20 protein-coding genes are annotated in these 26,988 nt (G+C 56.9%); 11 read left to right on the top strand and 9 right to left on the bottom strand.

Annotation, left to right across the window (positions count from 1 at the left end):
* Positions 1-17 precede the first annotated feature (17 nt).
* From ACTG27_RS16770 to ACTG27_RS16760, 3 genes are read left to right on the top strand one after another with little or no spacing between them, the layout of a single operon-like run.
* Positions 18-1,964: an RNA-binding domain-containing protein gene (locus ACTG27_RS16770; RefSeq protein WP_374996087.1), complete on the top strand. Its 1,947-nt coding sequence runs from the start codon at positions 18-20 to the stop codon at positions 1,962-1,964.
* Positions 1,957-5,247 carry a type I restriction endonuclease subunit R gene (locus ACTG27_RS16765; protein WP_374996088.1) on the top strand — a complete coding sequence of 1,097 codons (3,291 nt, stop codon included), beginning with the start codon at positions 1,957-1,959 and terminating at the stop codon, positions 5,245-5,247. Before ACTG27_RS16770 ends, ACTG27_RS16765 begins: the two co-directional genes overlap by 8 nt.
* Before the next feature lie 6 nt (positions 5,248-5,253).
* Entirely contained in the window at positions 5,254-6,003 is a 750-nt protein-coding gene (locus ACTG27_RS16760; protein ID WP_234704035.1) for a M48 family metallopeptidase, read from the top strand.
* A 559-nt stretch (positions 6,004-6,562) separates the two neighbouring features.
* On the opposite strand, the gene ACTG27_RS16755 is transcribed toward ACTG27_RS16760, so the two are convergent.
* Positions 6,563-7,186, bottom strand: coding sequence for a recombinase family protein (locus ACTG27_RS16755; protein WP_039040633.1), 624 nt, complete (start codon positions 7,184-7,186; stop codon positions 6,563-6,565).
* Positions 7,187-7,791: 605 nt separating this feature from the next.
* Here ACTG27_RS16755 and hepT point away from each other — a divergent pair.
* On the top strand, positions 7,792-8,220 hold the full coding sequence (gene hepT / locus ACTG27_RS16750; RefSeq protein ID WP_151286436.1) for a type VII toxin-antitoxin system HepT family RNase toxin: 429 nt from the start codon (positions 7,792-7,794) through the stop codon (positions 8,218-8,220).
* 449 nt (positions 8,221-8,669) lie between these two features.
* Here the strand turns inward: hepT and ACTG27_RS16745 are convergent, their stop codons facing one another.
* From ACTG27_RS16745 to ACTG27_RS16735, 3 genes are read right to left on the bottom strand one after another with little or no spacing between them, the layout of a single operon-like run.
* The gene (locus tag ACTG27_RS16745) at positions 8,670-9,701 is read right to left on the bottom strand and encodes a DUF2955 domain-containing protein (protein WP_167565534.1); all 1,032 of its coding nucleotides are present in this window, start codon (positions 9,699-9,701) and stop codon (positions 8,670-8,672) included.
* Complete coding sequence (locus ACTG27_RS16740) at positions 9,691-10,815, bottom strand: HlyD family secretion protein (RefSeq protein WP_151286438.1); 1,125 nt, start codon at positions 10,813-10,815, stop codon at positions 9,691-9,693. Before ACTG27_RS16740 ends, ACTG27_RS16745 begins: the two co-directional genes overlap by 11 nt.
* 39 nt (positions 10,816-10,854) lie before the next feature.
* A complete protein-coding gene (locus tag ACTG27_RS16735) occupies positions 10,855-11,349 on the bottom strand; it encodes a permease (protein ID WP_151286439.1) in 495 nt (164 codons plus the stop codon).
* Between the two features lie 319 nt (positions 11,350-11,668).
* Here ACTG27_RS16735 and ACTG27_RS16730 point away from each other — a divergent pair, with 319 nt between their 5' ends.
* Positions 11,669-11,923, top strand: a complete 255-nt coding sequence (locus ACTG27_RS16730) for a helix-turn-helix domain-containing protein (RefSeq protein WP_042878568.1) — start codon at positions 11,669-11,671, stop codon at positions 11,921-11,923.
* A complete protein-coding gene (locus tag ACTG27_RS16725) occupies positions 11,923-13,242 on the top strand; it encodes a type II toxin-antitoxin system HipA family toxin (protein ID WP_151286440.1) in 1,320 nt (439 codons plus the stop codon). Before ACTG27_RS16730 ends, ACTG27_RS16725 begins: the two co-directional genes overlap by 1 nt.
* 421 nt (positions 13,243-13,663) lie before the next feature.
* Here ACTG27_RS16725 and fhuB read toward each other — a convergent pair whose 3' ends face one another.
* The 5 genes from fhuB to ACTG27_RS16700 all read right to left on the bottom strand — a co-directional run bounded on the left by fhuB (position 13,664) and on the right by ACTG27_RS16700 (position 21,195).
* Positions 13,664-15,646: a Fe(3+)-hydroxamate ABC transporter permease FhuB gene (fhuB, locus tag ACTG27_RS16720; RefSeq protein WP_439979995.1), complete on the bottom strand. Its 1,983-nt coding sequence runs from the start codon at positions 15,644-15,646 to the stop codon at positions 13,664-13,666.
* Complete coding sequence (locus tag ACTG27_RS16715; RefSeq protein ID WP_244776332.1) at positions 15,643-16,527, bottom strand: ABC transporter substrate-binding protein; 885 nt, start codon at positions 16,525-16,527, stop codon at positions 15,643-15,645. Before ACTG27_RS16715 ends, fhuB begins: the two co-directional genes overlap by 4 nt.
* A 34-nt stretch (positions 16,528-16,561) precedes the next feature.
* Positions 16,562-17,326, bottom strand: coding sequence for an ATP-binding cassette domain-containing protein (locus ACTG27_RS16710; RefSeq protein WP_124930500.1), 765 nt, complete (start codon positions 17,324-17,326; stop codon positions 16,562-16,564).
* 46 nt (positions 17,327-17,372) lie between these two features.
* The gene (locus tag ACTG27_RS16705; RefSeq protein ID WP_257725053.1) at positions 17,373-19,019 is read right to left on the bottom strand and encodes a multidrug ABC transporter permease/ATP-binding protein; all 1,647 of its coding nucleotides are present in this window, start codon (positions 19,017-19,019) and stop codon (positions 17,373-17,375) included.
* A gap of 79 nt (positions 19,020-19,098) precedes the next feature.
* Positions 19,099-21,195, bottom strand: a complete 2,097-nt coding sequence (locus tag ACTG27_RS16700; RefSeq protein ID WP_107683438.1) for a TonB-dependent siderophore receptor — start codon at positions 21,193-21,195, stop codon at positions 19,099-19,101.
* 396 nt (positions 21,196-21,591) lie between these two features.
* On the opposite strand from ACTG27_RS16700, the gene mioC reads away from it, so the two are divergent.
* The 5 genes from mioC (at position 21,592) to ACTG27_RS16675 (ending at position 26,809) form a co-directional block, all read left to right on the top strand.
* Positions 21,592-22,041 carry an FMN-binding protein MioC gene (gene mioC, locus ACTG27_RS16695; protein ID WP_033138545.1) on the top strand — a complete coding sequence of 150 codons (450 nt, stop codon included), beginning with the start codon at positions 21,592-21,594 and terminating at the stop codon, positions 22,039-22,041.
* Positions 22,042-22,549: 508 nt separating this feature from the next.
* Positions 22,550-24,439 carry a tRNA uridine-5-carboxymethylaminomethyl(34) synthesis enzyme MnmG gene (mnmG, locus tag ACTG27_RS16690; RefSeq protein WP_439979992.1) on the top strand — a complete coding sequence of 630 codons (1,890 nt, stop codon included), beginning with the start codon at positions 22,550-22,552 and terminating at the stop codon, positions 24,437-24,439.
* 8 nt (positions 24,440-24,447) lie between these two features.
* Positions 24,448-25,074, top strand: a complete 627-nt coding sequence (gene rsmG / locus ACTG27_RS16685) for a 16S rRNA (guanine(527)-N(7))-methyltransferase RsmG (RefSeq protein ID WP_031227633.1) — start codon at positions 24,448-24,450, stop codon at positions 25,072-25,074.
* A gap of 26 nt (positions 25,075-25,100) precedes the next feature.
* Positions 25,101-25,904 carry a ParA family protein gene (locus ACTG27_RS16680; protein WP_439979991.1) on the top strand — a complete coding sequence of 268 codons (804 nt, stop codon included), beginning with the start codon at positions 25,101-25,103 and terminating at the stop codon, positions 25,902-25,904.
* Positions 25,901-26,809: a ParB/RepB/Spo0J family partition protein gene (locus tag ACTG27_RS16675; RefSeq protein ID WP_439979990.1), complete on the top strand. Its 909-nt coding sequence runs from the start codon at positions 25,901-25,903 to the stop codon at positions 26,807-26,809. The genes ACTG27_RS16680 and ACTG27_RS16675 overlap by 4 nt, the downstream gene beginning before the upstream one ends.
* Positions 26,810-26,988: the final 179 nt, after the last annotated feature.

Genomic DNA, 26,988 nt, shown 5'->3' with positions numbered 1-26,988 from the left:
AAGGAGCGTTCAAAGGCATGATCGAATTTACCCCGGAGCAGTTGCTGGCTCAGTTGCGCGAGCTGGATGAGTGTCCCCGTATCGAGGCCAAGCGGGGCAGCGACATCGGTTCATCCGTCATGCAGTCGATCTGTGCCTTTGCCAATGAGCCTGGCCTTGGTGGTGGCTATCTGCTGCTCGGGGTTAACGAGCCAAATGAAACACACGACACCTTTTCGGTATGCGGTGTCAGCCACAGTGACCAGCTCCTCAACACGCTGCAGACCAACTGCCGTGATCAGTTTGAACAGCCGATCCCGGTACAGGCGCAAGCCCATCAGCTGGAGGGCAAACGTGTGCTGGTTGTCTTTGTCCCCGAACTGGAGCCGGCAGCCAAGCCTTGCACCTTTAAGGGGAAGTTCGACAGCAAGAACAAGCGCAAGAGCGGCGTCTGGCGACGGGGATTGAACGGTGATTACGAATGCTCCCAGCAGGAGCTGGAGCCCTTGCTGCTCGCCAAAAATGGCCTGGGATTCGAGCAGGTTTTGCTGCCTGACGCCCACTGGGATGATCTCGATCCCCACGCCATCGAGCTCTATCGCACGCTGCGCAGCAAGGTTCGCCCTCATGCTGAAGAGTTGCAGGCCAGTGACAGTGAGATGCTCCAATCCCTCAATCTGGTGAAAAAGCGCCAGGGTGAATGGGTACCCAATATCGCCGGCTTGTTGCTCCTTGGCAAACCGCTGGCGCTGCGAAGACTGTTACCCGCCATGCGCGTGGACTACGTGCGCGTCGCCGGCACTCAGTGGGTGGAAGACCCTCAACAGCGCTTCGACACTACGCTGGATCTGCGTGAACCCCTGCTGACGCTGATCCCCAAACTGGAAGCCACCATTCTGGATGACTTGCCAAAGCATTTTCGTCTGGAAGAGGGCAAAACCCAGCGAGACGACCAGCCCTTGCTGCCACAGAAGGTGATTCGCGAAGCGGTGGTCAACGCCGTCATGCACCGTGATTATCAGGTCAATCAGCCCATCATAGTGGTGCGCTTTAGCAACCGTCTCGAGATACGCAACGCCGGCTACTCTCTCAAGCCGGAGGCGATGCTGGGGGAGATGGGCTCTATCCTGCGCAATCCGGTGCTGGCTTCTGTGCTCTACGACGTCAGCTTTGCCGAGACCAAAGGCTCCGGCATCCGCACCATGCGACGTCTGCTGGACCAGGTGGGTCTGACCGCGCCTGTTTTCATGAGTCAGGTCATCCAGAACCAGTTTCTGGCAACCTATCTATTGCATCAACTGATGGGCGAAGAGCAGTTGGCCTGGCTCAAACAGTTCGCTCATTTCACCTTGAACAACGATGAGGCGAAAGCACTGATCCTGGCCAAAGAGACGGGAGCGGTGGATAACGCAGGCCTTCGCGCCATTACCGGCCTTGATACGCTCGCCGCCAGCCAGATACTGGGAAGATTGCATCATCAGTACCAGTTGCTGGTCAAAGGGGGGGCAGGCTCCTCCACTTACTACGAGCTGTCAGCGCCTCACGAACTTCCGCTGTTTGCTGCTGCCAATGATGAGGGCCCCCGCTCAAATGCGGGTGACCCCGTGGCAAATACGGGTGACCTCGACGCAAATACGGGTGACCTCGCGGCAAATAGAGGTGACCTCGGCTCAAATGCGGGTGACCTCCCGTCAGATCTGCTCGCTCGTATAGACCAACTCACCCCCAAAGCACGCAGAAATAACCTGTGGCCAGTGATTCTGTGGCTCTGTGCCATGCGTCCTTACAAGACTGAGCAACTGGCCAAAACGCTGAACCGGCGGGAAAACGCACTAAAAGCGTCCCATTTGAACATTATGCGGGAACAAGAGGGCTTGATTGGCTATGCCTACCCGGAAGTGCCCAATCATCCGGAACAGGCTTACCAAACCACAGAGAAAGGACGCCAATGGCTCACTGCACGGGGAATTGAACTCAATGACTGATCATCACCACGCACCCAAGTTTCAAGAAGAGTTCAGCGCCAAGCTCCCGGCCCTGACCCTGCTGACCCAGTTGGGCTGGACTTTTCTGCCCCCCAAGCAGGCACTGGCGGCCCGCAACAATAAATATGACCAGGTCGTGCTGAGCCAAATTCTGCGCGAGGAGCTGAGCAAACGCGCCTTTGTGTATGCTGGCAAGAGGTATCCACTGTCCGCCAAGTCGGTCGACAATCTGGTGAGTGAGCTGTGTACTCCAGCTCTTAACGAAGGGCTGATGACCGCCAATGAACGGATCTATAACCATTTGCTCTACGGCATGTCGGTCACCGAATTCATCGATGGCAAGAAGGTAAGCCCGACCATTGCCCTGATCGACTGGCATCACCCGCACAATAACAGCCTCACCTTTACCGAAGAGTTTCACGTCACCCGAGCCAGTGGTATAGAGTCTCGTCGCCCCGATATCGTCTGCTTCGTCAATGGCCTGCCATTGGCGGTGATCGAGGCGAAACGCCCGGATAGCAACGCCAAGAAGGGGCCTACCGTCAAGGAGGGGATCTCCCAGACTATTCGCAACCAGCTACACGGTGAGATCCCGCTGTTGTTCGCCTATAGCCAGTTGCTGCTATCCATCAGCGGTATCGAAGGACGCTATGGCACCTGCGGCACACCGGAAAAATTCTGGGCAGCTTGGCGTGAAGAGGACATAAGCGACGCGCAGATGGCCGAGATAAAGAACCGGCCGATTCTCCAAGATACCCTCTCTACACTGTTTGATCATCGCCCAACGGCCACACTGGATTGGTACCAGACCCTATTGGCCGCCGGCGAGTTGGCGGTGACGGACCAGGATCGGCTGCTTATCAGCCTGCTGTCACCTGATCGGCTGCTGGAGATGACCCGTCTGTTTACCCTGTTTGACAAGAAGGCCGGCAAGATAGTGGCCCGCTATCAGCAGGTGTTCGGCATCAAGCGACTGATCGAGCGGATCAGCCACAAGCGCCTTGATGGCGGCCGCCAAGGTGGGGTGATCTGGCACACCACAGGCTCAGGCAAGTCATTCACCATGGTATTCCTGAGCAAAGCGATGATCTTGCATGATGCTCTGAAAGCCTGCCGCATCATTGTCGTGACCGACCGGGTGGATCTGGAAAGCCAGCTCAGCAAGACCTTCTCATCCAGTGGTGAACTGGCTGGCAAGAAGGACAAGGACGCGGCGATGGCCACCTCGGGCAAGCGACTGGCCGAGCAAATTGGCAAGGGTACCGAGCGCATCATTTTCTCGCTGATCCAGAAGTTCAACACTGCCACCAAATTGCCTGAGTGCGTCAACAAAAGCCCGGACCTCATCGTGCTGATTGATGAGGGGCACCGTAGCCAAGGGGGCGAAAACAACATTCGCATGCAACTGGCACTGCCCAATGCCGCCTTTGTGGCCTTTACCGGCACCCCGCTGCTGAAAAACGACAAGACGACCAACAAGTTTGGCCCCATCCTGCACGCTTACACCATGCAGCGAGCCGTTGAGGACAAGGCTGTCACCCCCCTGCTCTATGAAGAACGCATCCCGGATCTCGATGTGAACGACAGGGCGATTGATGCCGGTTTTAACCGCATCGCCACCAACCTGACCGAGGAGCAAAAGGCTGATCTAAAGCGCAAATACACACGCAAGGGTGAGCTCTACAAAGCCGATGACCGGCTCCAGCTTATTGCTCGCGACATAGCCGAACACTTCGACAAAAACATTCCGGAAGGGCTGAAAGGTCAGCTCGCCTGCGACAGCAAGTCTTCCGCCATCAAGTACAAGCAATATCTCGATGAGGTTGGATTGCTCGAATCCGCCATTGTTATCAGCTCCCCCGATAGCCGGGAGGGCAATACCGATGTCGATGAATCTACCCTCCCTCTGGTCGTGCAGTGGTGGAAAGATAACGTGGGTAGCCAGGATGAGCAGCTCTACACCAAGCAGATTATCGAGCGCTTCGCCGACAAGGATGATCCACTCAAGCTCTTGATCGTGGTGGACAAGTTACTGACCGGTTTCGATGAGCCCAAGAACACGGTGCTTTACATCGACAAACCCTTGAAGGAGCACAACCTGATCCAGGCCATCGCCCGGGTCAACCGCCTGCACCCGGACAAAGAGTTTGGCTTGCTCATCGACTACCGCGGCATTCTCTCGGAGCTAGATACCACTATCGCCAAGTATCAGGATCTCGCCTCACGCACTCAGGGCGGCTATGACCTTGACGACATCGCCGGCCTCTACAACCAGATGAGCTCTGAATACAAGCGCCTGCCACAGCTCTACAAGGACCTGTGGAACATCTTTGCCGGGGTAAAGAACAAGCAGGACATAGAGCAACTGCGCCAGGTGCTGGTACCCCGAATGGAAGAGGTAGAGGGAGAGCTGGTAGATGTGCATCTCAAGGTGCGTGAAGACTTCTATGAAGCTCTATCCCGCTTTGCCAGTTGCCTGAAAGTAGCTCTACAGTCGGCCTCGTTCTTCGAGGACACCGCCTTTACCGAAGCGGATCGCCGCCATTACAAAGAGACGCTGCAACAGTTCTCCAGCCTGCGGCAAACCGTGCTACAGGATGCAGGTGAACGAGTCGACTACGACGAGTATGCCCAGCAGGTGAAAAAGCTGCTCGACAAGCATGTGGTTGGTGTCGAGGTCAAAGAGCCCGGTGGTGTGTATGAAGTTGGCAAGATGGGACAGCAAAAACCGCCGGAAGAGTGGAGCAAAGAGAAGACCCGCAACGAGACTGACATCATCAAGACTCGCGTCACGCGCATGATTGAGCAGGATCTCAGGGATGACCCTTATGCTCAGGAGTCTTTCTCAACCTTGTTGCGCCTCGCCATTGAAGAGGCGGAAAAACTGTTTGATCACCCTCTCAAGCAGTACATGCTGTTCCGCGAGTTTGAAGAGCAGGTACAGGAACGCCGCCTGAACGATATGCCTGATGTTTTTGGCACTAACCGCCATGCTCAGGCCTACTTCGGTGTCTTTAAAAAGAACCTTCCACAACTGTTTGACAGCCAGGATGCTCAGGTTGAAGAAAAGTGGGTCAAACTCGCTTTCGAGATCGACCGGTTGGTTGATGCCTCGGTCGCCGAACACTCTATCAACCCGCAAAATATTGAAGCCGATATTCGCAAGAAGCTGCTGCCATTGCTGTTCACCGAGTGCAAGTCCATCGGCTGTGGCATGGATCAAGCCAAGCGCATGGTGGAAATGGTCGTGCAGATTACCCGAGTTGGTCACAGTGGGATGTAACTGCAGATGAGCACCTCCGGCAACATGGCCAATAGGCTCCAGCACTTTTCCTATGGTGGCGAGCTTATCAGGTTCGAACGGCTCACCAGACCCAAGGCCGGCAAACTGCTGATCAAGGTGCATCCTGACTGCCGGGTTGAGGTGATGGCTCCGCCGCAAACGCCAGATGAAGAGGTGCTTGCGGCGGTAAAAAAGCGTGCCCGCTGGATCTACGAGCAGTTGCGTGACTTTCGTCAGCAGTTGGAACATGTCACGCCACGCCGTTATGTCAGTGGCGAGAGTCACCTTTACCTCGGCAAGCAATACCTGCTCAAGGTCATCGTTGCACCAAGCAGTGTGCAAGGGGTCAAACTGCTGCGAGGCAAGCTGGAAGTATCAGTCAGGAAGCCAGGACCCGAGACAGTGAAGGCTCAACTGACCCAGTGGTATAGAACCCGCGCCAGAGAGCTTTTCGCCAAACGTCTCGATGCCATGCTGGAACAAGCCTTGTGGGTTGTGGATCGCCCTCCGTTACGCCTGCTGAATATGCAAACCCAATGGGGAAGCTGTTCGCCCAATGGCCGGATCACACTCAATCCTCATTTGGTAAAAGCCCCTAGAGAGTGCATTGATTACGTCATCCTCCACGAGCTTTGCCACCTAGCCGAACACAACCACAGCGAGCGATTCTGGCGGTTGCTCAGCCAGGTGATGCCGACCTGGGAGAAGACCAAGCTGCTACTCGACGGGATGGCCCATCGACTGCTGACATCCTGAAATATGGGGGGTGGATTCCTATCTATCTGGAATTTTGCCCCTCATATTTCAGCACACCAGAGTCCACCATCTCTTCAAACAAGATGACCAATATTCCAGAGAGAAAACAGCACGAAATTTCCAGATAGATAGGAATTCTTCGATCAGGATTCCACATAACTCGTTCTGAACAGGCATTCCACTATGTGGAAAATTCGCACCACTTTTCCAGATAGATAGTTATGTGGAAAGAAACTGGACGGGAATTGGTTGGGAATGACAGTGTTCATTCCATGGCTCCACATCCTGCGTGATTCCACGCAATCATGTTTGTTACGAGCGAACAAACTTCAATACTTTCAGTTCGTTGTTGATTTTTTCCTGAGCGAAGTCCATGGTGATATGGAGTTTGGTCACACGATCACCTGATTGCATCCTTTATCCGCTACACCTGAGGCCATCACCATGAACAGCATCGTCATCCTGATCCTCCTGTTTTCATTCCTGATAGGGTTTGGCGCCTTTGCTGCGTGGCTGTATATCGAGAAGCGTCGCATGGGTGCCTCGGATAAATGACTCGCTATTTTGCTGAACGGACCTCTTTTGCCACGCACGAAATCAGATGGCGGGAGCAGCCCAACATTTCCTGGATCACCGAGTAGCTGTGTCCGGTGCTCAACAACTGTGCGATGTGCTGACGCTTCTTTTCATCTTTCTGGCGACCGCGATATTTCCCCTCATCCCTGGCCTTGGCAATACCCTGCTGCTGCCTGCGTCTGCGATCTTCATAATCTTTGCGAGCAACTGCTGCGAGCATATCCAACAGCATGCCATTTACAGCCTGCAAAATGGCGCTGGTGAACTCGGAGCGGCAGTCCCCCTGTAACGCCACCCAGGAAGTCGGAAGCTCCGGAGAAACGATTGAGAGCTGTTTCTGAGCCAGCAACTGCTTCAATGTTTGCCAATCCGTCTGATTGAGACGGGCCAGACGATCAATCTGCTCTACCAGCACAATGTCACGATCTGCAGCGTCGCGGATTAGCCGCATAAGCTCAGGCCTGTCCAACGTTGCACCAGACTCATTCTCCACATAGAAACTGGCTATCTGATGGCCATGCTCTGCAGCAAAACCAATCAGCAGCTCTCGTGCCCGCTCAGCATCCTGCTCCACTGTCGATGCACGTAAGTACGCCCGTATGAACATTGAAACCTCCATTGGTCTGTTTAAACTGGTTCTGAACCATTAGTTCAATATAAATGGTTTCAATATTTCTTTCGAGAGGATATCGAGTGGTTTTTATGGGGTATACCTTTTTAGAACCACCACATGACGATCGAAACACAACCTTTCGATAGCCTTTTGATCTGACAGCACAAACTTTAAGTGTGATCCGTCATCACAAAGTCGCTTTTGAGTTGTATTTGGGTATTTAAGCGACGTTGCTCACCATTCCTGATCTGCTGAATGGGATGCCAAAGGAGGAAATCTACAGAAGCTGGGCTTGTTCGGTGAGTCATCTTTTCGACTCACCGAACAAGCCAGCAGCCAAGCGCAGCGCGGCAGGCTATTGAACGTTACGTACAAAATCCCAACCATGTGACACCATACTGACAAGTATTCTGTCTCAAACTACCAAATGACCGTACCAAGGGGACAGCTTGCCCGAGCACCAACTGGGATCTGGCGGTGGCCTTTGCTCCGACTAAACAGAGTGGACTACTGGATACAGCACTGAAGAACTGCTGGCGCTGTAGTGCAATGAGTTCTGGGGGAAACTCTCGGTTATCGATTTAAGTAGAGAAGTAGAGATGAGCGATAACGCTTATATCGGCGCTTTGCGCACCAGCTTGTCGCGCTACCAGGCGGAGCTGTCAGAGATCCGGGCAATTCTGGCGCAGCGTACCCTTTCCAATCTGGAGTACCGCGCCGCCGAGCGAATCCTGCAGGTTTCTATCGAAACGAGTATTGGCGTGGCAAAACACTGGGCCAAAACACTGGCAGGCCATACCCCACAGGATGCCAATCAGGCATTCGAGTTCCTTGTCCTACGTGGTGAGCTATGCCCCGACACTTTGATCTGTTGGAGCAAGCTCATTGGCCTTCGCAATACGCTGGTGCAAGACTATCTGAATATTGACCCCGAGATAATTCTCAGTGTGATTACTCCTGGCTATAGCGACCAACTGTTTACGTTTGCAAAGCAAGGTCTCGACTGGTTGGCTGCCCATATTGATTGAAACTTCGACATCATCTTTCTGTTTGCCTGTTGTAGCACGTTATCAAGCGGCATCAACCCAGCCATTCGATTTGCTCAGTTGCATTGGCCAGGATAGCGTAGGGGCATTACAGCTGGTTACCGAAGGGCACGATGTTCCAGATGTCAGGCGAATCGACTACAAGGCCATTTCCGATGACGAGCTCGAGCAGATCCTGACCAGCTACAAATCAGGAATCCCTTTGGGGATGGTTAACCATAAACCGGGGCAGTCATCATTGCCTGGGTAGTGTTTCTTAAAAAAATAAGAAAAATTACATCATTCCTATGATTTTTATAGCCATTTACAGTCATACAATCAGATCTATCACATCGATTGATCGATTAACCCTCGCTTGCCAATAAAAAGAGCCCCTGATTTCTCAAGGGCTCTTTTTTTATGACTACGGCTGAAGCAGTAGAGGCAGGTTCTCAGCCAGGGTGGTGGTCGGCTCGCTGCACTGCCACCTCGGCAGGCGATCTGGGCTGCATGATAATCAGTGCCATTACCCCGAGGATCACCGCCAGCATCACCGAGCCGAAGCGGATCATGCCATCGCTCAGCGCATCGATGCTGGTCGAGGTAATCGAGTAGAACACCAGCACGACATAGCTTGAATAGAGCAGCTGAATCGAGTTGTAACTGGCCTTTCTCTCGACGGCGTGGATCCCCATAAACAGGGCGCACACCAGAGTGACCCCCAGTTGCCCAATCAGGTTGGTTTGAAACACGCACATGATCAGGGGCGGCACGGCATAGAGCACGCTGGCATAGGTGGTCAGCAACCGCCGGATACCGTAGTTGTGCCCCAGCGCCGGATTGGGATCCTTGATGATCAGCGCGACCACGATGGCAATGATGGTGCTCTGCTCCAGATCCAGGGTGATGCCGACACAGAGAGTAGCCAGCACCAGCACCGCCTTGAACAGAGTGTGCCAATCCTGATGAGGCGTCTTGCCTGCACTGCTGGCTGCTGCAGAGGCATCCGTTAACGGCTCACCACCCGGGAAGATGAAATAGGCCAGATACGCGGTAAACCCTGCCACGAAGATGTTCTTAAGCAACGCCAGCGGTATCTGGTCGACCGAAATCCCCTTCTGTTTGACGAACACCGCAATCATGGCCGTCGCCACGATGAGCAGGATTGCTATCAGGTCCTGCGCGTTTTTTCGGGTGCGATCCATGCACCAGTAGAAGACGCCCAGCAGCGCGAGGTAATAGACATGGGGGTAATCCAGCAACAAGGTTGCCAGCCATGCCTGTATCCAGGAGGTCAGATACAAGACCCCGGCCATCAGAAACACCATGATGAGCGGTGGCGGGTTATGGGTGGTGGTGAGAAATACCGCGCACATGGCCGGGGCCAGCAGCGGTAAATCCGTACCAAAGACAAATTGCCAAAACAGCAGCAGCACCGGAAACAGCGCTACCCGCAGCAAGGCATTGGCTGGACTATGAAACATAGCTTATGTAGCTCCATGCCCATATCCAGATATCTGCCAACCGCTCACCCAGATAGGACTCTCCCGGGTAGAAGGCGACGACAGCACGACCGCCGAAGCGCGGGTTCACGCCGGGCGGAAGGTCATCAAACTGGATATTGACCGGGAAGCGCTGGGCGCTTGGCTGGGAGGTAGGGGAATCCAGCAACCCAGTGCCGGTATTGACCTGCAGGCTGCCATTGCCACTGCTGCCAAAACCGATGGAAGTGATCTTGCCGGTGAAAACCTGGCCCGGATAAGCATCAAACACCAGCTTGACGGCATCATCCCGCTTCAAATAGGCCAGCGAGTTCTCCCGCACCATGGCGGTCAGCCAGAGCTTATCGGTATTGATAAACGTCAGCAGCGGCTGGCCTGCGCTGGCATAGTTGCCTTTGGCCAGCGCCAGATTGGTAATGACACCATTGGCGGGTGCCTTCAGCTCGGTGTGTTCGAGATTGAGGCGGGCCTGGGCTCGCTTGTTGAGCACGGCCTGAATCTCGGGGTTCTCTTCACCGCGCGGGCCAATCTCAAAACGGGCCTTTTCCAGCGCAGAGACGGTTTGCGCCAGATTGGCCTCGGCGGTTTGCAGCTGGGTCAGGCTGTCATCCATGGCTGCACGGCTGATGGTGCCCTTTTTCAGCAGGGCCCGATATCGCTCCACCTGCAATCTGGCGTTGTTAGCAGCAGCGCGGGCGGAAGCCTCATTGGCTTTCGCAACCTTGATGGAGGCAGAATCGGCATGGTATGACTGGGCAGCCTGTTGCAAAGCGAGCTCGGCCGCCTTCTCCTCCAGCTCAAACGGCGCTTTCTCGATGGTGACCAGCAACTGCCCTTTCGACACCTCATCGTTATTGGCGGCATGGATGCTGGCCACCGGGCCGGATACCTGCGGCGCAAGACGGATCACCTCGCCATTGACTCTTCCCATATCGGTCATGGGGGTCACCCGATCGGCCCACAGGCTGTAAATCCAGAGAATAAAAACCGCCAGGAAAATACCATAAGTCAGCGAACGGGCCTGCTTGGTCTTGTCCTGTGCAGCAGGCACGGTAGCGGCCGTTTTCTCGGTTGCCGCGCTCTTCGGATCACTCATGAGGGTTATTCCTTTTCTGAAATAAATGGGGAGGCAGAATCAATCCAGAAGGCTAACTTTCTTAAAGATCAGATTCTGTTTGGTGCGATATTCAATAAACAGGGTGATAACAAAAGCAAATCCACCGACCAGAATGGCGGCCCAGAAGCTGGAGACGGCCATTTCACCCATGTATTTGGTCCAGATCACCGCCAGCGCCACAAACCAGCCGAACAGGGCAGCACACTGGGTAATCGCTATAGGCAGCATGGTGCGCAAAAACGAGGGATTGAAGCTGCTTTGCAGCGCAGGACGAGCCTTGTGCAGATGGTTGACGAACAGCTTGGCGGTGATCAGCGACAGTATGATCCCCAGACCGAAGGTCAGGGATACCGCCTCCCCCCACACCGATGTCTGCTCGTGGGCAATGGCATTGACCGACAAGGGTACAAAATCGACCCCCTTGAAATGCCAGTGTGCAATCAAGCCGTTGATCACACCGTTAATCAAGCCTGCGACAAGAGAGTCCTGAAGCCGGATATCTGGTTTTGACATTAATTAACTTCCTCATCACTGAATATAAAAATGGCTACAAATGCGAAGAACCGGCTAGAACTATCATCTCACAGCCGCTCGAACTGACTGTTGATAATACTCGTTTCTTTCGGATCCTGTTATGTCAGTACACAGCCTACATTAACTCGGATGGCTCAAGTTTCTCCCCTGCTAACCTCCTGCTTACCCGCTATATAGGATAAATCTTAAATACTGCCTATAGCGTGTAAACAACCTTTACCCGCCACAGCAGGTAAAACTTGATGTACCTGCCATAGCGTGTAAATTGGAAGAAGGCACGCTACCAGGTTGTCGAATCATGAAAGTAACCAGCGCCAAGCAGCTGAGCGCCTGTATCAAGGATGCCAGGCTTTCTCAAAAGCTCTCTCAAGGCAAAGTGGCCGAGAAAGTAGGGATTAGGCAAGACACAGTCTCCAGCTTCGAGCTCAATCCTGAGTCCACCAAGCTGGAGACCCTGTTCAAGATCCTCGCGGCACTCGAATTGTCACTGGACATCAAACCCCGCAATGAGTCATCCGAGAGTCCGGCATCGGGCTGGAAGGAGGAGTGGTAATGGCCAATCTGGCTGTCTACATGAACGGCTATCGGGTAGGCACATTCACCAAAACTACCAGCGGCGCCCATCAGTTTCAGTACCATGAGTCATGGCTAGCACAACCGGGCAGCCGTCCCATCTCACTCTCCATGCCATTGCGCCATCAGGCCTACCGGGGCGATGAAGCCTATAACTTCTTTGACAACCTGCTGCCAGATAATACAGAGGTGAGGAATAGGGTTGTAGCACGCTATCAAGCGGTATCAACCCAGCCCTTCGATCTGCTCAGTTGCATTGGCCAGGATAGCGTAGGGGCATTACAGCTGGTTACCGAAGGGCACGATGTTCCAGATGTCAGGCGAATCGACTACAAGGCACTTTCCGATGACGAGCTCGAGCAGATCCTGACCAGCTACAAATCAGGAATCCCTTTGGGGATGGTCAGGGAGCAAGAGGAGTTCCGGATCTCTATCGCCGGGGCGCAAGAAAAGACTGCACTGCTCTATCTCGATGGCCGTTGGTACTTGCCACTCAATGCAACGCCGACAACCCACATAATCAAACTCCCTATCGGCAAGATTGAAAGCCACTCCTACTCGATAGACCTCTCCCAGAGCGTAGAAAACGAATATCTCTGCACTCTGATTGCCAAGGAGTTTGGTCTACCCGTACCTAACTGCTTCATGATGCAGGTTGGCCAGGTCAAAGCACTGGCTGTGGAACGCTTCGACAGACGTTACGCTGCCGATCGCAGTTGGATCATGCGCCTTCCCCAAGAAGATTTCTGTCAGGTATTGAATGTTCCGTCAGCACGGAAATACGAGAGCCATGGAGGACCAGGGATCACTGACATCATGAAAACCTTGCTGGGCTCTGTGACACCAGAACAGGATCGCTACCTGTTCATGAAATCTCAGGTCCTGTTCTGGCTGCTGGCGGCCACCGATGGCCATGCAAAGAACTTCTCGGTCTTTATTGGACCGGAAGGGCGTTTTCGCCTGACCCCTTTTTACGACATCCTATCTGTCTATCCAGTGTTTGGCGGCCGAGGCCTCAACCGAAGGGACGCCAAGCTCGCTATGGGCCTAGCAAGCAGCAAGGGAAAGAAATACGCCATTGAGCAGGTATTCCCGCGTCATTTCTTCCAAACGGCGAAAGCTGTGGGATTTGAGCGTTCTGCTATGGAAGAGATCCTGACAGAACTGGCCAACTCCGTTGATGATGTTATTGAGCGTGTTACCCAGCAATTGCCAGCGGGCTTCCCCGATGCCATCAGCAGCACCATTCTAGAGGGCCTAAAAGCCCGCTCAGCCAGGCTGATAAAGGGCTGGGATTAAATTGGCGGTATGTGGGATGATTGCACGGTTAGCCAAACCACCTATGTGAAGTTTGCACGGTTCGAAGAGTAAAAGCGGCTTTCTAGGCACCGGACGATGCTATAGTCGGTTCAAAATATGTTCAAAACTCACCTAAAAAGCGGCTTTGACTGCGTGTGGTGGCATCGCGTTGATTCATATGGGAAGGCTGCACGATCGAGAATGGACTATGTGGGAACGCTGCACGATGGCAGAAACCCGTGAGCGGCCTCTCAATATGCTGTTTTAGTTACTTTTACCCCAAGTGGCCCCCGAAAAGTCACTAACACATTGAAGATAATAGATTATTTACATTCTGCATCGGCAAGTAAGCCGGTTCGGCAAACAATAAAAAGCCCGGGTTCATCCCGGGCTTTTTATTGTGCGTTTTTTGTCCGCAAACCTAGAGGCGGCGGAGGCACCACATGAAGTAAGCGCCCCCTAACAAGGTGGAGACCAGCCCGACCGGCACCTCCTGCGGGAAGAGGATCTGCTGGCCGACCCAGTCCGCCGATACCATCAGCAGGGAGCCGGAAGCGGCGGCCCCAAGCAGGTGCCAGCGTGCCCGCACCAACCCCATCAGCTTGGCCATATGTGGCGCCAGAAGACCGACGAATGAGAGCGGCCCGACCACCAGGGTGGCACTGGCGGTGAGCACGGCCACCAGCAGCAGGATGGCGAGCTGGGCACGGTTGAGGCGAATGCCAAGCGCGGTCGCTACAGCACTCCCCATCGGCAGCAGATCGAGCCAGCGGCTCACCAACAGGCAGACGGCCAGCATTAACAGCGCCAGCCCCACCAACCCATAGGCTACCGGCAGGGTGACGTAGTAGGTGGAGCCGGACATCCAGGAAAGCAGTTGCTGCACCCGCATGTCGCCGTTGGCCAGCGCGATGGCCTGCAGCGGCTCGAACAGTGCCGTGATGGCAATACCTGAGAGCAGGATCCGCTCCGGCTGGAAGCCGTGCTTGCGATTGACCAGCACCAGCAGCAACAGGCAGCCGAAGGCACCGAGCAGGCCACCGACCAGCATCAGCGGCAGGGGCAATACAGGCAGCAACAGCGCCGTCGCTATCACCCCCATAAAGGTGCCGCCGCTCACCCCCAGCAGCTCCGGGCTCGCCATAGGATTGTTGCTGACCCGCTGCAACAGGGTGCCCGCCAGCGCCAGCAGCACACCAGCCGCCCCCGCCACCAGAGTGCGCGGCAACCGCCACTCCAGCTGGGCCTGCCAGCGGAGCCAGCTTGGCCAGCTCCAGCCCGTCACTCCCTGACCCAACAGCAGGGAGGCGACCACGGCCAGCAGCAGCCCGACCAGCAACAGGCCGATGAGGCGAGCCGGCGCCGGGTGGCGGGCCACCAGCAGGCCGGCGTTTGCCTTCGGCGTACCCGACTTGATACCCAGGCGCGGGATCAGCCAGAGCAGCAGCGGCGCCCCCAGCAGGGCAGTCATGGCGCCGGTGGGGATCAAGACTGGCCAGAAGCGGCTCAGGCTCTGCAGCAGCAAATCGGTCGCCGCCAGCAGCAGGGCGCCGAGGATCGGAGCCCACAACAGCCGCTGGCCGAGCTGGCGGATCCCGAGCAGCCGCACCATGGCTGGCGCCGCCAGCCCGATAAAGCCGATCAGCCCCACCACGCTCACCACGCAAGCGGTAACAAACACCGCCAGCCCAAGTCCGGCAAAACGCAGATGCTGCAGGGAGACCCCCAGACTACGGGCGCTGGCATCATCCAGCTCCAGCACCGCCAGCGGGCGCACCAGTACCGCGGCCAACGCAGCAGCTGCCAGCAGGCGGGGCAACAGATAACTCACCCCGCTCCAGCTGTTCTGCACTAGCGAGCCACAGCCCCACACCAGCAAACCTTTTAGCTCCTCCTGAAAGAACAGCAAGAGTCCCATGCTGATGGCCGCCAGATAGAGGTTGATCACCAGCCCGGCAAAGACGATGACCACCGGATTGAGCTGGCGACGCCAGGCCAGGGCAAACACCAGTGCCATCGCAAGGCTGCCGCCGGCCATGGCGATCCACTCCCGCCCCAGCAGCAACCAGGAGGGGGCAAACAGGGTCACCATCATCAATGCCAGCTGGGCACCGGAGGCCACCCCAAGAGTGGTGGGTGACGCGAGCGGGTTGCGCAGCACCTGCTGCATCAGGGTGCCCGCCAGCCCGAGCGCCGCCCCGGCCAGCAGGGTGACAACCAGGCGAGGCAGCCAGCTGAAATGCACCACCGCTTGGCTGACATCATCCAGATTGGGGGCGAAGAGACTCTGCCACCAGAGCGCACCGGGCAGCTGGCGAGCCAGCTCCCAATACGCGAGCAAGAGGGTCAACCCCAGCAGGATCGAGACCGGCCGCAGCAGCGGCGATGTGAGCAGTCGCTTCATCGGCTAGCCTCCATACGCTCGGCATCTTGCAGCAATGCATCGCTGAGCAGACCGGCGAAACGGCGGGCTGCAAGTACGCCGCCAAAACTCCAGACCGCAGGCAGATGCAGCACGGGCGCCTGCCGTACCAGCGGCAGATGCTGCCACAGCCCAGGCTCCTGCAGCCGTTCGCTCACCCCGACCGGAATGGGATCGACCACCACCAGCCGCGCGGTTGGCAAGGTCATGAACTGCTCGATGCTGACCACCGAGAAACCCCAGTCATTGGTCTGCTCCTGCCAGCCATTACGCAGCCCAAGCCGCGTCATCACCGCATCGAACAGGCTGTGGCGACCAAACACCCGCACATGGCGCTCATCGATAAACTGCACCACCAGCAGGGGCGGCAGATCCGCAGGCAATCCGGCCTGCATGCTGGCGAGATCCCGAGCGAGCCCGGCCAGCAGCCGTTCGCCCTCAGCGGTTTTGCCCACCATACGGGCGAGAGTCAGGGTCACCTCGTGCAACCGCTGCCACAGATCGGTTTGCCCATCATAGAGGGCTATGGTGCTCACCGGCGCGATGTGGGAAAGAGTTGGCGCCAGCGGGGCCGCCAGCGGCGAGATGAGGATGCGATCGGGTTTGAGCTCTGCCAGCAGCTCACGGTTGGGCTGGGTGCGCAGGCCGATATCCACCACCCCGGCGGGTAGCCGTGGCTCGCCGACCCATGCCTGATAGGGGCCTGCATCCCCCACCGCCAGCGGCGTCACCCCGAGCGCCAGCAATGTTTCGGCTATGGTCCAGTCGACAGTGGCGATTCGGGGTAGCGGCGCAGAGGCGATCGGGGATGTGTCGGCCTGCGCCGCTAGTGGCAGCAGCAGGCTAATAAGGCAGGGTGCCATCTTCTTCAATAAACGGTTCAAGAGAGCCCCCCGGTCAGACGATGGCGATGGGATGAGCATGAGCCGGGTGGCGAATGACCTCCATCGGAATGCCATAGATGGCGTGCAGAGTCTCGCTGGTCATGATCCCCTCAGGTTCGCCGTGGGTGAGCAGGCGGCCGGAGTGGAGCGCCACCAGCCGATCGCAGAAGCGGGAGGCCATATTGATGTCGTGAATGACGATGATGACCCCGAGGTTTAGCTGACGGCTCAACTGCTTGACCAGTGTCAGCACCTCCACCTGATGGGCCACATCCAGCGCGGCCAGCGGCTCGTCCAGCAGGATGAAGCGGCTCTCCTGGGCCAGCAGCATCGCCAGCCAGACCCGCCCCCGCTCACCGCCGGAGAGGGTATCCACCAGCCGATCGGCAAAGCGTTCGGTATGGGTAAGGGCGATGGCCCGCTCGACCTGACGGTGATCCTCCGCCCCCATCCGGCCCAGCAGGCCGCGCCAGGGGTAGCGGCCCATCTCCACCAGCTCCCGCCCGAGCAGATTCTCGGCGCTCGGCAGATGCTGGGGCAGATAGGCCACCTGACGGGCAAACTCCCGATTGCCCCAGTCGGGCAGCGGCTTGCCATCGAACAGGATCTCGCCATCGCTGAGGGGTTGCTGGCGTGCCAGCAGCTTGAGCAGGGTCGATTTTCCCGACCCATTGTGGCCGATGAGGCCATAGACCTGTCCCTGCTCGAAACGCAGGTCGGTGGGGTGCAGCAGCGTGCGGTCATTGACCGTGAAGCTGGCTGATTTCATCTCGAACATAAGCAATTCCTGTGCTGGCTTGCCGCCAGTCTCATCGGTGCCAGCATCAAGCCGGCACCTCGCAATCCAGATGGGCGATCGCATCGCGGCTCACTTCGGCGCGGCGCGCCCCGGTCAGCTCAGTGAGCTGGCCCTGGCGCATCTCCAGCAGGCGATCGGCCAGCGGGAAGTAGTGATCATCGTGACTGATGGCAATCACCGTCTTGCCCATCTCCTTGAGGCGCGGCAACAGCAGCTGATAGAAGATGCGGCGGAACTGGGGATCCTGATCCGCGGCCCACTCGTCAAACAGCATCACCTCGCGCTGCTCGGCCAGCGCCAGCAGCAGGGCGACCCGCTTGCGCTGCCCCTGAGAGAGATCGATATCGGCGATAAAGCCATCCTCGATGGTGAGCTTGCTGCCCATCTGCAACCGCTCCAGCCACTCGGCCACCAGCTCATCTTTGGGTTCCGGCCCCAGCAGGTGCTGGAACAGGTGATAGTCGGTGAAGATGGCGGAGAAGAGCGCCAGATAGCCGTTGCGATCGGTGATCGGCTCACCATCCAGCAGGATGCGGCCCGATACCGGCTGGTAAAGGCCGGTCAGCAGCATGGCCAGGGTCGACTTGCCGGAGCCATTACCGCCAATGATGAAGATCTGCTCCCCCTTTTCGATGACCAGATCGATGGGGCCAACGGCAAAACCGCCCTCCCCCTGATAGTGAAAGCTCACCTGCTCCAACTCGATACGCTGCCAGGGGCGGATGGCGGGCGGCAGCGGGAAATCCGCATCCGGCTCGGCCAGATTGAGGGCGGCGATCTTGTCGAACGCCACCTGAGCGGCAAGCAGGGTCGGCAGGGCGCCAATCCCCTGCAACAGCGGGGTGCGCAGGAACAGCAGGGTCAGCGCAAAGGTAGCAGCCACATTGGTGTTGGCCCAGCCAAGGCCGTTGGCCAGAAAGAAGACCAGACCGATGGCCCCCAGCATCATGATATTCGACCAGTTCACCGCGCTCAGGTGATAGGTGTCGGCGCGGATGATCTGCTGGCGGTAGTCACGGGCATTCTGCTCATAGAGCTGGTGGTAAACGAAGTGAGCCCGCTCGCGGTTGAGAGCCAGCTCCTTGCTACCGGCGATGATGGCCTGATAGTTCTGATAGAGCCGATCTTCGGCCTGACGCATGTGGGATAGATGGCGATAAACACGGTTCACCAGCAACCAGCCCACCACCATGGTAACCGTGACCCAGAGCGCGGTCACCCCGAGCAATGCAGGAGAGAGCCAGCCAAGATAGAGGGCAGAGCCCAGCGTGAGCACCAGCCCCTGCACCAGCTCAGGCAGGCGCACGAAGGCAATGGTGATCTGGCCGATATCGCTGGAGAGGGAGGCCAGCAGTGGCCCCTGACCAATCTGGCGGATGCGGGCGACATCGGTATCCAACAGTTGCTTGAGCAGACGGCCGCGCAACCGGTAGACAAAATGGTGACCGAGAGTGGTCAGCGCCAGCTGAGATCCGAGAGTGATCACCAGCAGCAACACAATCAGGCCGACCAGCTGACCGAGGATCGGCAGCGGATCACCTATAGATTCGATAAGAGACTGATTGATAAAGGCAATGACGCCAATCCCGCTGACGGCACTGAGCAGACAGAGCAGGGTAATGGTGATAAAAGGCCAACGATATTGGCGATAAACCAGAGACAAGAGTTCCATAACGGACCGGTATTCCAGAGAGATCAGAACAACTGCGGGTGAAAAGAAGGGCGGGAATCCGGTTCCCGCCCGACTTCGATTACCAGCGGTAGTTGATGCTGCCCACTACGCTGCGCGGCTCGCCGTAGTAGCAGTAGTAGTCACAACTGGCCACGTAGGTTTCACCCAGCAGGTTGTTGACGTTGAGCTGGGCGCGCCAGTTCTTGGCAAAGTCATACCCGATCATCGCATCCCAAACGGTATGGGCCGGCACCTCGGCAGAGCCGTAGATGGGGGTATAGTCCGCATTCACGGCACCAATACCCACGCTGGAACCGATATAACGCACACCGGTACCCAGCTCCAGACCCGAAGCCACCCCTTGCTGCACCTTGTAGTTACCCCAGAAGGAGGCCTGGTGGCGCGGGATCAGGCTGGCACGGCGATCGCCACTGCCGGTGTCGTTGGTTTTGGCATCGGTGTAGGTATAAGCAGCGGTCAGACGCAACGCATCGGTCACCTGCACGCTCCCTTCCAGCTCAATCCCCTGAGAGGTCACTTCACCCGCCTGGGTCTGCTGGCCGGAACCGGTAGAGACCAGCGAGTTGGTCTGGGCCAGATCGAACAGCGCCAGATTGATGTAACCGTCGAGGAAGGCTGGCGCATACTTCACGCCGGTCTCGTAGAGCTTGCCCTTGAGTGGCTTGTAGGAGTTTCGGGTGTTGGGATCGATCCCCGGCAGCACCTCGAACGACTCGGCATAGGCAAAGTAGGGAGAGAGGCCGTTGTCAGCCAGATACATCAGGCTGCCCGAGAGGGAGAGCTCGTGATCGTACTGGCGCTCGTCCTTGCTGGTATTGGTATTGTGGGTCTCCACATAGTCGAAACGGCCACCGGCAGTCAGCAACCAGCGATCGTCCCAGCGGATCTGGTGCTGGGCATAGAGGCCGCTCTGGCCCTTGCTGCTCTTCTGGTGAGTAGCAGTCGACTCATCAAAACCGGGGAAGCCGCTGTAATCCGGGTTCATAGTATTGATGGAGCCCATGGCGTAATTGTCGGCCTCGACCCCTTCATTGACGTGACGCTGCAGATCCACCCCCAGCAGCAAGGTCTGCTCGGTGCTGTCGGTGTTCCAGTAGCCCACCATCTGGTTATCCATAGTGGCACTCTTGGTATTGCCATCGCGGTAAACCAGGCCACGACTGGCGGTTGTGCCTTCATAGGTCGGGAAGATATAGGTCTGGCGCAGCAGCAGATCGTTATAGTTGAAACGGACGTTCTGCTTGAACTCCCAGGTCTGGTTGAGCTGGTGGGCCAGCTCGTAACCGGTGGAGATCTGGGTATTGCGGTTGCGATCGTAATCCGGCTGGCTCAGGTTGGTGGAGGGATCAATCTGGCCACCTGACGTATTCAGGGTGCCATAGACCGGGAAGAAGCCGTTGGTCGGGACCCCTTCGTCGTGCAGGAAACTGGCCAGCAGGGTCAGGCTGGTACGATCCGAAAGATCGAAGGTGACGCTCGGCGCCAGATAAACCCGATCGTTGTAAGTACCGGTAAGCACACCATCACGCTCTTTATAGAGAGCAACCATGCGGTAGCGGCTGTTGTCGGAGAGCGCGTCAGAAACATCCACCCCGACCTGACGATGATCCCGGCTGCCAAGCTGCAGATCCACCTGCCCTTGCGGCGTGGCGGTCGGCCGCTTGCTGATGGCATTGATCACCCCGCCCGGGGGCGCCTCACCGTAAAGGATCGAGGCTGGCCCCTTCAGCACTTCCACACTCTCCAGACCAAACGGTTCCGGCGTCCAGACGTAATAACCGGTGCCAAACAAGCGGTTGCCATCCAGATAAGAGGCGGCATCGAAGCCACGCACCTTGAACCAGTCGGTGTTGTTGTCTGAGCCATAGAGGCCGGTCAATACGCCGGAACGGTAGCGAATCGCTTCATCCAGCTGCAACACGGCGTGCTGATCCAGCTCCTCGCGATTAACCACGGAGACGGCGCGAGGGGTCTCGGCCATCGGCACTTCCACCTTCATGGCCGTACCGGTCACCACCATGGTTTCGCTGGCTTTGGGCAGCTCAGCGGTGGTTTGTTCGGCCATCAGCGGCAGGGAGACGAGCAAACCGGAGAGCGAAAGCACGCCGAAGGCGCCCTTCTTACCGGGTCCTGTAGTGTATTTTTGCGCAATCATATTAAAGTCTCGTTTATCAATGAGTTATGTTGTTTTAATTGTTATTTGTGGTCGTTTGTCACGACATCACCCTGTTCCATGGGCGAATAAAGCAGCGCAATCCTACTACAGGAGCCGTGATCGAATCGATTCAATAATTGCTAATCATTTGCATCTACATTGTTATCTAGCTGCATCGTTGGCAGGATTTCGCGGGAGATGGGAGCCATCAGGAGAGCCATGGGTGGAGAAGAAAATGGAGAGGAATATAAAGAAGCAGAAAAAAGATCGGCAGGATGGATCCGGTGGCATTATCTGACTGGATCCATTATCCCCAAGCTTTATCCATATTTATCCACACCCTTTGGCGGTAGAATCCGGCTTTCCGTTTCTTTGTCTGAAATCAGGATCCATTCCATGGCCAAACTCAATCTCGTCGTCGGCTCCATGCTGGGCGCCGCCGAATATGTCGCAGACCACGTCGCCAACCTGCTGGAACAGGCTGGCCACCAGACCCGGATCCACAACCCGGCCAAGCTGGCAGAGGTGCTGGATGATGCGGGATCCATCCTGCTGGTGGTCACTTCCACCCATGGTGCCGGGGATGTGCCCGACAACCTGCAACCCTTCGCCAAGGATCTTGCCGAGCAGCATCCGGATCTTAATTCATTGAAATATGGCGTGATCGCCCTTGGTGACAGCAGTTATGACACCTTTTGCCAGGGTGGCAAGACGCTGGATCGGCTGCTGGCCGAGTGCGGTGCCAGCCGGATCGGCGAGCGGCTCGACATCGATGTGACCCAACACGAGATCCCCGAAGATGCCGCAGAAGTGTGGATCCGCGACTGGATGACGATGATCGCCTGATCAGCGTGCGGGAGATCCTGAAAAAAAGCTTGATCTCCCCACTTATCCCCAGATCGACTATCCACCATGTTATTAACAGATTGATCCGGGGGAGTTGTTCTACACGGTTACCCACAACCCCCAGGGGCAATGTGCATAACTACGGTGTAAAGCTCTGCAAAACCTATAGTTATCCATGTATTAGATCCAGACCGACAGAGCTCTGTGTATAAAAGTCCTGGTTATCCCCTCGTTCACCGGGCCAGGATCCAAGCTTTTCCACAAGCTAGGATCGTCCTTAAATTAATGATCTTTATGATCAAAAAGTGCTTATCAACAGAAAGGGCGGATCCTAATAAGAGATCCAGTAAAAGATCGATCTAAAGATCCTTAAGATCTAATTAGTGGATCCTCCCTTCATACTGAACGTTAAGTAGACGTTCCCCTCAGGACGCGAAACAGATAGAATGTTCCGCCCTTTAGCCCAGGCAAATAAAGATCTTCAGGCGTGCAGATCAAGGTGATCCCAATGCAATACCATGAACAATTTGATGTGATCGTCGTCGGTGGCGGTCATGCCGGAACCGAAGCAGCAACAGCGGCAGCCCGTATGGGCATGAACACCCTGTTGCTGACCCACAATATCGATACGCTGGGACACATGTCCTGTAATCCGGCGATCGGCGGGATCGGCAAGGGACACCTGGTCAGGGAAGTTGACGCACTCGGCGGGATCATGGCGCGTGCCATTGATCTTGGCGGGATCCAGTTCCGCACCCTCAACTCCTCCAAGGGCCCGGCAGTGCGAGCCACTCGTGCCCAGGCGGATCGCCTGCTCTACAAGGCTGTCGTTCGCCAGATGCTGGAGAACTACCCGAACCTGAAGATCTTCCAGCAGGCCTGTGACGATCTGATCATGGACGGGGATCGTGTTGCCGGTGTGGTCACCCAGAGCGGGATCCGCATCAGTGGCAAGACAGTGGTGCTGACGGTCGGTACCTTCCTGAATGGTTTGATCCACATCGGGATGGAAAACTACAAGGGCGGCCGTGCCGGGGATCCTCCCTCGATCGCATTGGCCCAACGCTTGCGTGAACTGCCGCTGCGTATCGATCGTCTCAAGACGGGCACCCCGCCGCGCATCGATGCCCGCAGCGTCGATTTCTCCGTCATGCAGGAACAGCACGGCGACGATCCGCGTCCGGTCTTCTCGTTTATCGGCAATGCCAGCCAGCATCCCCGTCAGGTGCCTTGCTACGTCACCCACACCAACGAGCGTACCCACGAGGTGATCCGCAATAACCTGGATCGCAGCCCCATGTACGCCGGGGTGATCGAGGGGATCGGCCCGCGCTACTGCCCGTCGATCGAAGACAAGATCACCCGTTTCGCCGACAAGACGGCGCACCAGATCTTCGTCGAGCCGGAAGGCCTGACCACCCACGAACTCTATCCGAACGGGATCTCCACCAGCCTGCCGTTTGACGTGCAGGTGCAGATCGTCCGTTCCGTGCGCGGCTTCGAGAACGCCCACATCACCCGCCCGGGTTATGCCATCGAGTACGATTTCTTCGATCCGCGGGATCTCAAGGCCAACATGGAGAGCAAGTGCATTCCAAACCTGTTCTTCGCTGGCCAAATCAACGGCACGACCGGTTACGAAGAGGCGGCGGCACAAGGCCTGATGGCCGGTCTGAACGCGGCCCTGCGTGCCCAGGACAAGGATCCCTGGAATCCTCGTCGGGATCAGGCCTACATGGGCGTGATGATGGACGATCTCTCCACCCTGGGGACACGCGAGCCTTACCGCATGTTCACCAGCCGCGCCGAATATCGCCTGCTGCTGCGGGAAGACAACGCCGATATCCGTCTGACCGCCATCGGTCGCGAGCTGGGTCTGGTGGATGACGAGCGCTGGAGCAAATTCAACGCCAAGATGGAACAGGTCGAGCTGGAGCGTCAGCGCATGCGTTCAACCTGGATCCACCCGCAACATCCGTCACTGGAGGCAGTCAACGCCCTGGTCAACACCCCGCTGACCCGCGAGCAGAGTCTGGAAGAGCTGCTGCGTCGCCCCGAGGTGACCTATGATGCGCTGATGTCCATCGAAGGTGTCGGCCCTTCCGTGACTGATCCTGCCGCGGCCGAACAGGTTGAGATCCAGATCAAGTACGCCGGTTACATCGAGCGTCAGCACGATGAAGTGGAAAAGCAGCTGCGCAACGAAAACACCCTGCTGCCGCTGGATCTGGACTATCGCGAGGTGAACGGCCTCTCCAACGAGGTGAAAGCCAAGCTGAACGATGCCAAGCCGCAGACCATTGGTCAGGCTTCCCGCATATCCGGCATCACCCCGGCGGCCATCTCCATCCTGCTGGTTCACCTGAAAAAACACGGCCTGCTGCGTAAAACCGCCTGAGGAATCCCATGTTGGAAAGATTGAACGGCCTGCTCAAGCAGGCCGAAATTGTTATCACCGATACCCAAAAGAGCCAACTGGTGCAGTTGGTCGAGTTGCTGCACAAGTGGAACAAGGCTTACAATCTCACCTCGGTGCGAGATCCGGACGCCATGCTGGTCAAGCATATCCTCGATAGCCTGGTGGTAAGCCCCCACTTGCACGGTGAGCGCTTCATCGATGTGGGGACTGGTCCCGGTCTGCCGGGATTGCCGCTGGCGATCATCAATCCGGACAAGCAGTTCGTCCTGCTCGACAGTCTGGGCAAGCGGATCAACTTCATCCGTCAGGTGATCCAGGAGCTGGGTTTGACCAATGTGACGCCGGTCAAATCCCGGGTTGAAGAGTATCAACCCGAGGTGGGATTTGATGGTGTACTGAGTCGGGCATTTGCCTCGCTGGAGGACATGCTGAGCTGGTGTCACCACCTGCCGTCAGAACAGGGCAGCTTCCTGGCTCTCAAGGGACAATATCCCGAGCAGGAGCTGGCCCAGTTGCCTGCCAATATCCGTCTGGTAGCCTGTCATGAGTTGCGGGTACCGGAGCTGGAAGGCGAACGTCATCTGCTGGAATTCAAACATATCCAGCCCGAATAGGGTCGCAGTTTCATTTAGGGGATAGTGTGGGAAAAGTCATCGCCATAGCCAACCAGAAGGGGGGAGTGGGTAAAACCACCACCTGTGTGAACCTGGCCGCCTCCATGGCTGCCACCCGGCGCAAGGTGCTGGTGATCGATCTGGATCCGCAGGGCAATGCCACCATGGGTAGCGGTGTCGACAAGTATGATGTCGAGCGCACCGCCTATGAGCTGCTGATCGAGGATACCCCCATCAGCGAAGTGATCATCCCCGAAACCACCGGGGGCTATCACCTGATTGCCGCCAACGCCGACGTGACCGCGGCCGAAATCCGTCTGATGGAATTTTTCGCCCGCGAAATCCGCCTGCGCAATGCGCTGGCCTCTGTGCGGGACAAATACGACTACGTCTTCATCGACTGCCCGCCCTCTCTCAACATGCTGACCGTGAACGCCATGGCCGCCGCCGACTCCGTGCTGGTACCCATGCAGTGCGAATATTACGCTCTGGAGGGGCTCACCGCCCTGGTCGACACCATCAGCAAGCTGGCCGCAGTGGTCAATCCGGAGCTCAAGATCGAAGGGGTGCTGCGCACCATGTTCGATCACCGCAACCGGCTGGCCAATGATGTGTCCGATCAGCTAAAACAGCACTTTGGCGACAAAGTCTACCGCACCATCATTCCCCGCAACGTTAGACTGGCTGAGGCCCCGAGTTTCGGTGCCCCGGCCATGCACTATGACAAATCATCGGTGGGCGCCAAGGCCTACCTGGCACTGGCTGGCGAGATCCTGCGCCGCCAGGAGCAGGAACGTCAGGCGACCATCGCAGACCGAGAGAGCATATGACTCCGAAAAAACGTGGACTGGGCAAGGGGCTGGATGCCCTGCTCAGTACCAGCACTGCTGCCCGCCAGAAACAGGTGATGAGCGATCAACGTACTGAAGAGGCCATGGCCCCCACCAATCAGGGCGAGCTGCGCAAGCTGCCGGTGGAGTGGTTGCAGTCCGGCAAGTACCAGCCCCGCAAGGATATGTCCCAGGATGCACTGGAAGAGCTTGCCAACTCCATCCGCGCCCAGGGGGTGATCCAGCCCATCGTGGTACGCCCTCTCGGCGAACAATCTTTCGAAATCATCGCCGGTGAACGGCGCTGGCGCGCGTCCCAGCTGGCGCGGCTCGAGGTGGTGCCCTGCATCGTCAAGGATGTACCCGACGAGGCTGCCGTCGCCATCGCGCTGATAGAGAATATTCAGCGGGAAGACCTCAATGCCATCGAAGAGGCGGTCGCTTTACAAAGACTGCTGACCGAATTCGAACTCACCCACCAGCAGGTGGCCGAGGCGGTGGGCAAGTCCCGCACCACTGTGACCAACCTGTTGCGTCTCAACCAGCTCAACGACGACGTGAAGCGTTTCGTCGAGCATGGCGACCTCGACATGGGCCATGCCCGTGCCCTGCTGGCTCTGAGCGGCCAGGCCCAGTCCGAACTGGCCAAGCTGGTTGCCCAGAAAGGACTGACCGTGCGCGATACCGAGAAGCTGGTGCAAAAAGCGCTCGAACCGGCAAAAGCCAGGGGCGAACAGGCCCGTGATCCGCAGATCGGCTACCTGGAGCGCCAACTGGCAGAAAAAATTGGCAATCAGGTGCAACTTCAGCCTGGCAAGCGGGATAGCGGGAAGTTAGTAATAAGTTACGAGAATTTGTCCGATTTGGACCGTATATTGGGCTATTTTGGCGTGTCGGAATCGTGATTTTTACGCTTTTTGTAGTAATAAAACATCCATTCCTTTTGATATGACCATAACCCTGATTTGCCGCGGAAAGCCGCAAAAATTAAGGATTTTTGTCATATTGCAATAGCTGCCCTCAAGGGTATAATTTGACCGGCTTTAAGAGCTGTTAACATGGGGTCTTCGGATCCCGATTTTTT

This window comes from Aeromonas sp. 97A (genome assembly GCF_051919185.1).
Lineage (GTDB): Bacteria > Pseudomonadota > Gammaproteobacteria > Enterobacterales > Aeromonadaceae > Aeromonas > Aeromonas veronii.
This window is presented reverse-complemented; position numbering and strand designations above follow the sequence as displayed.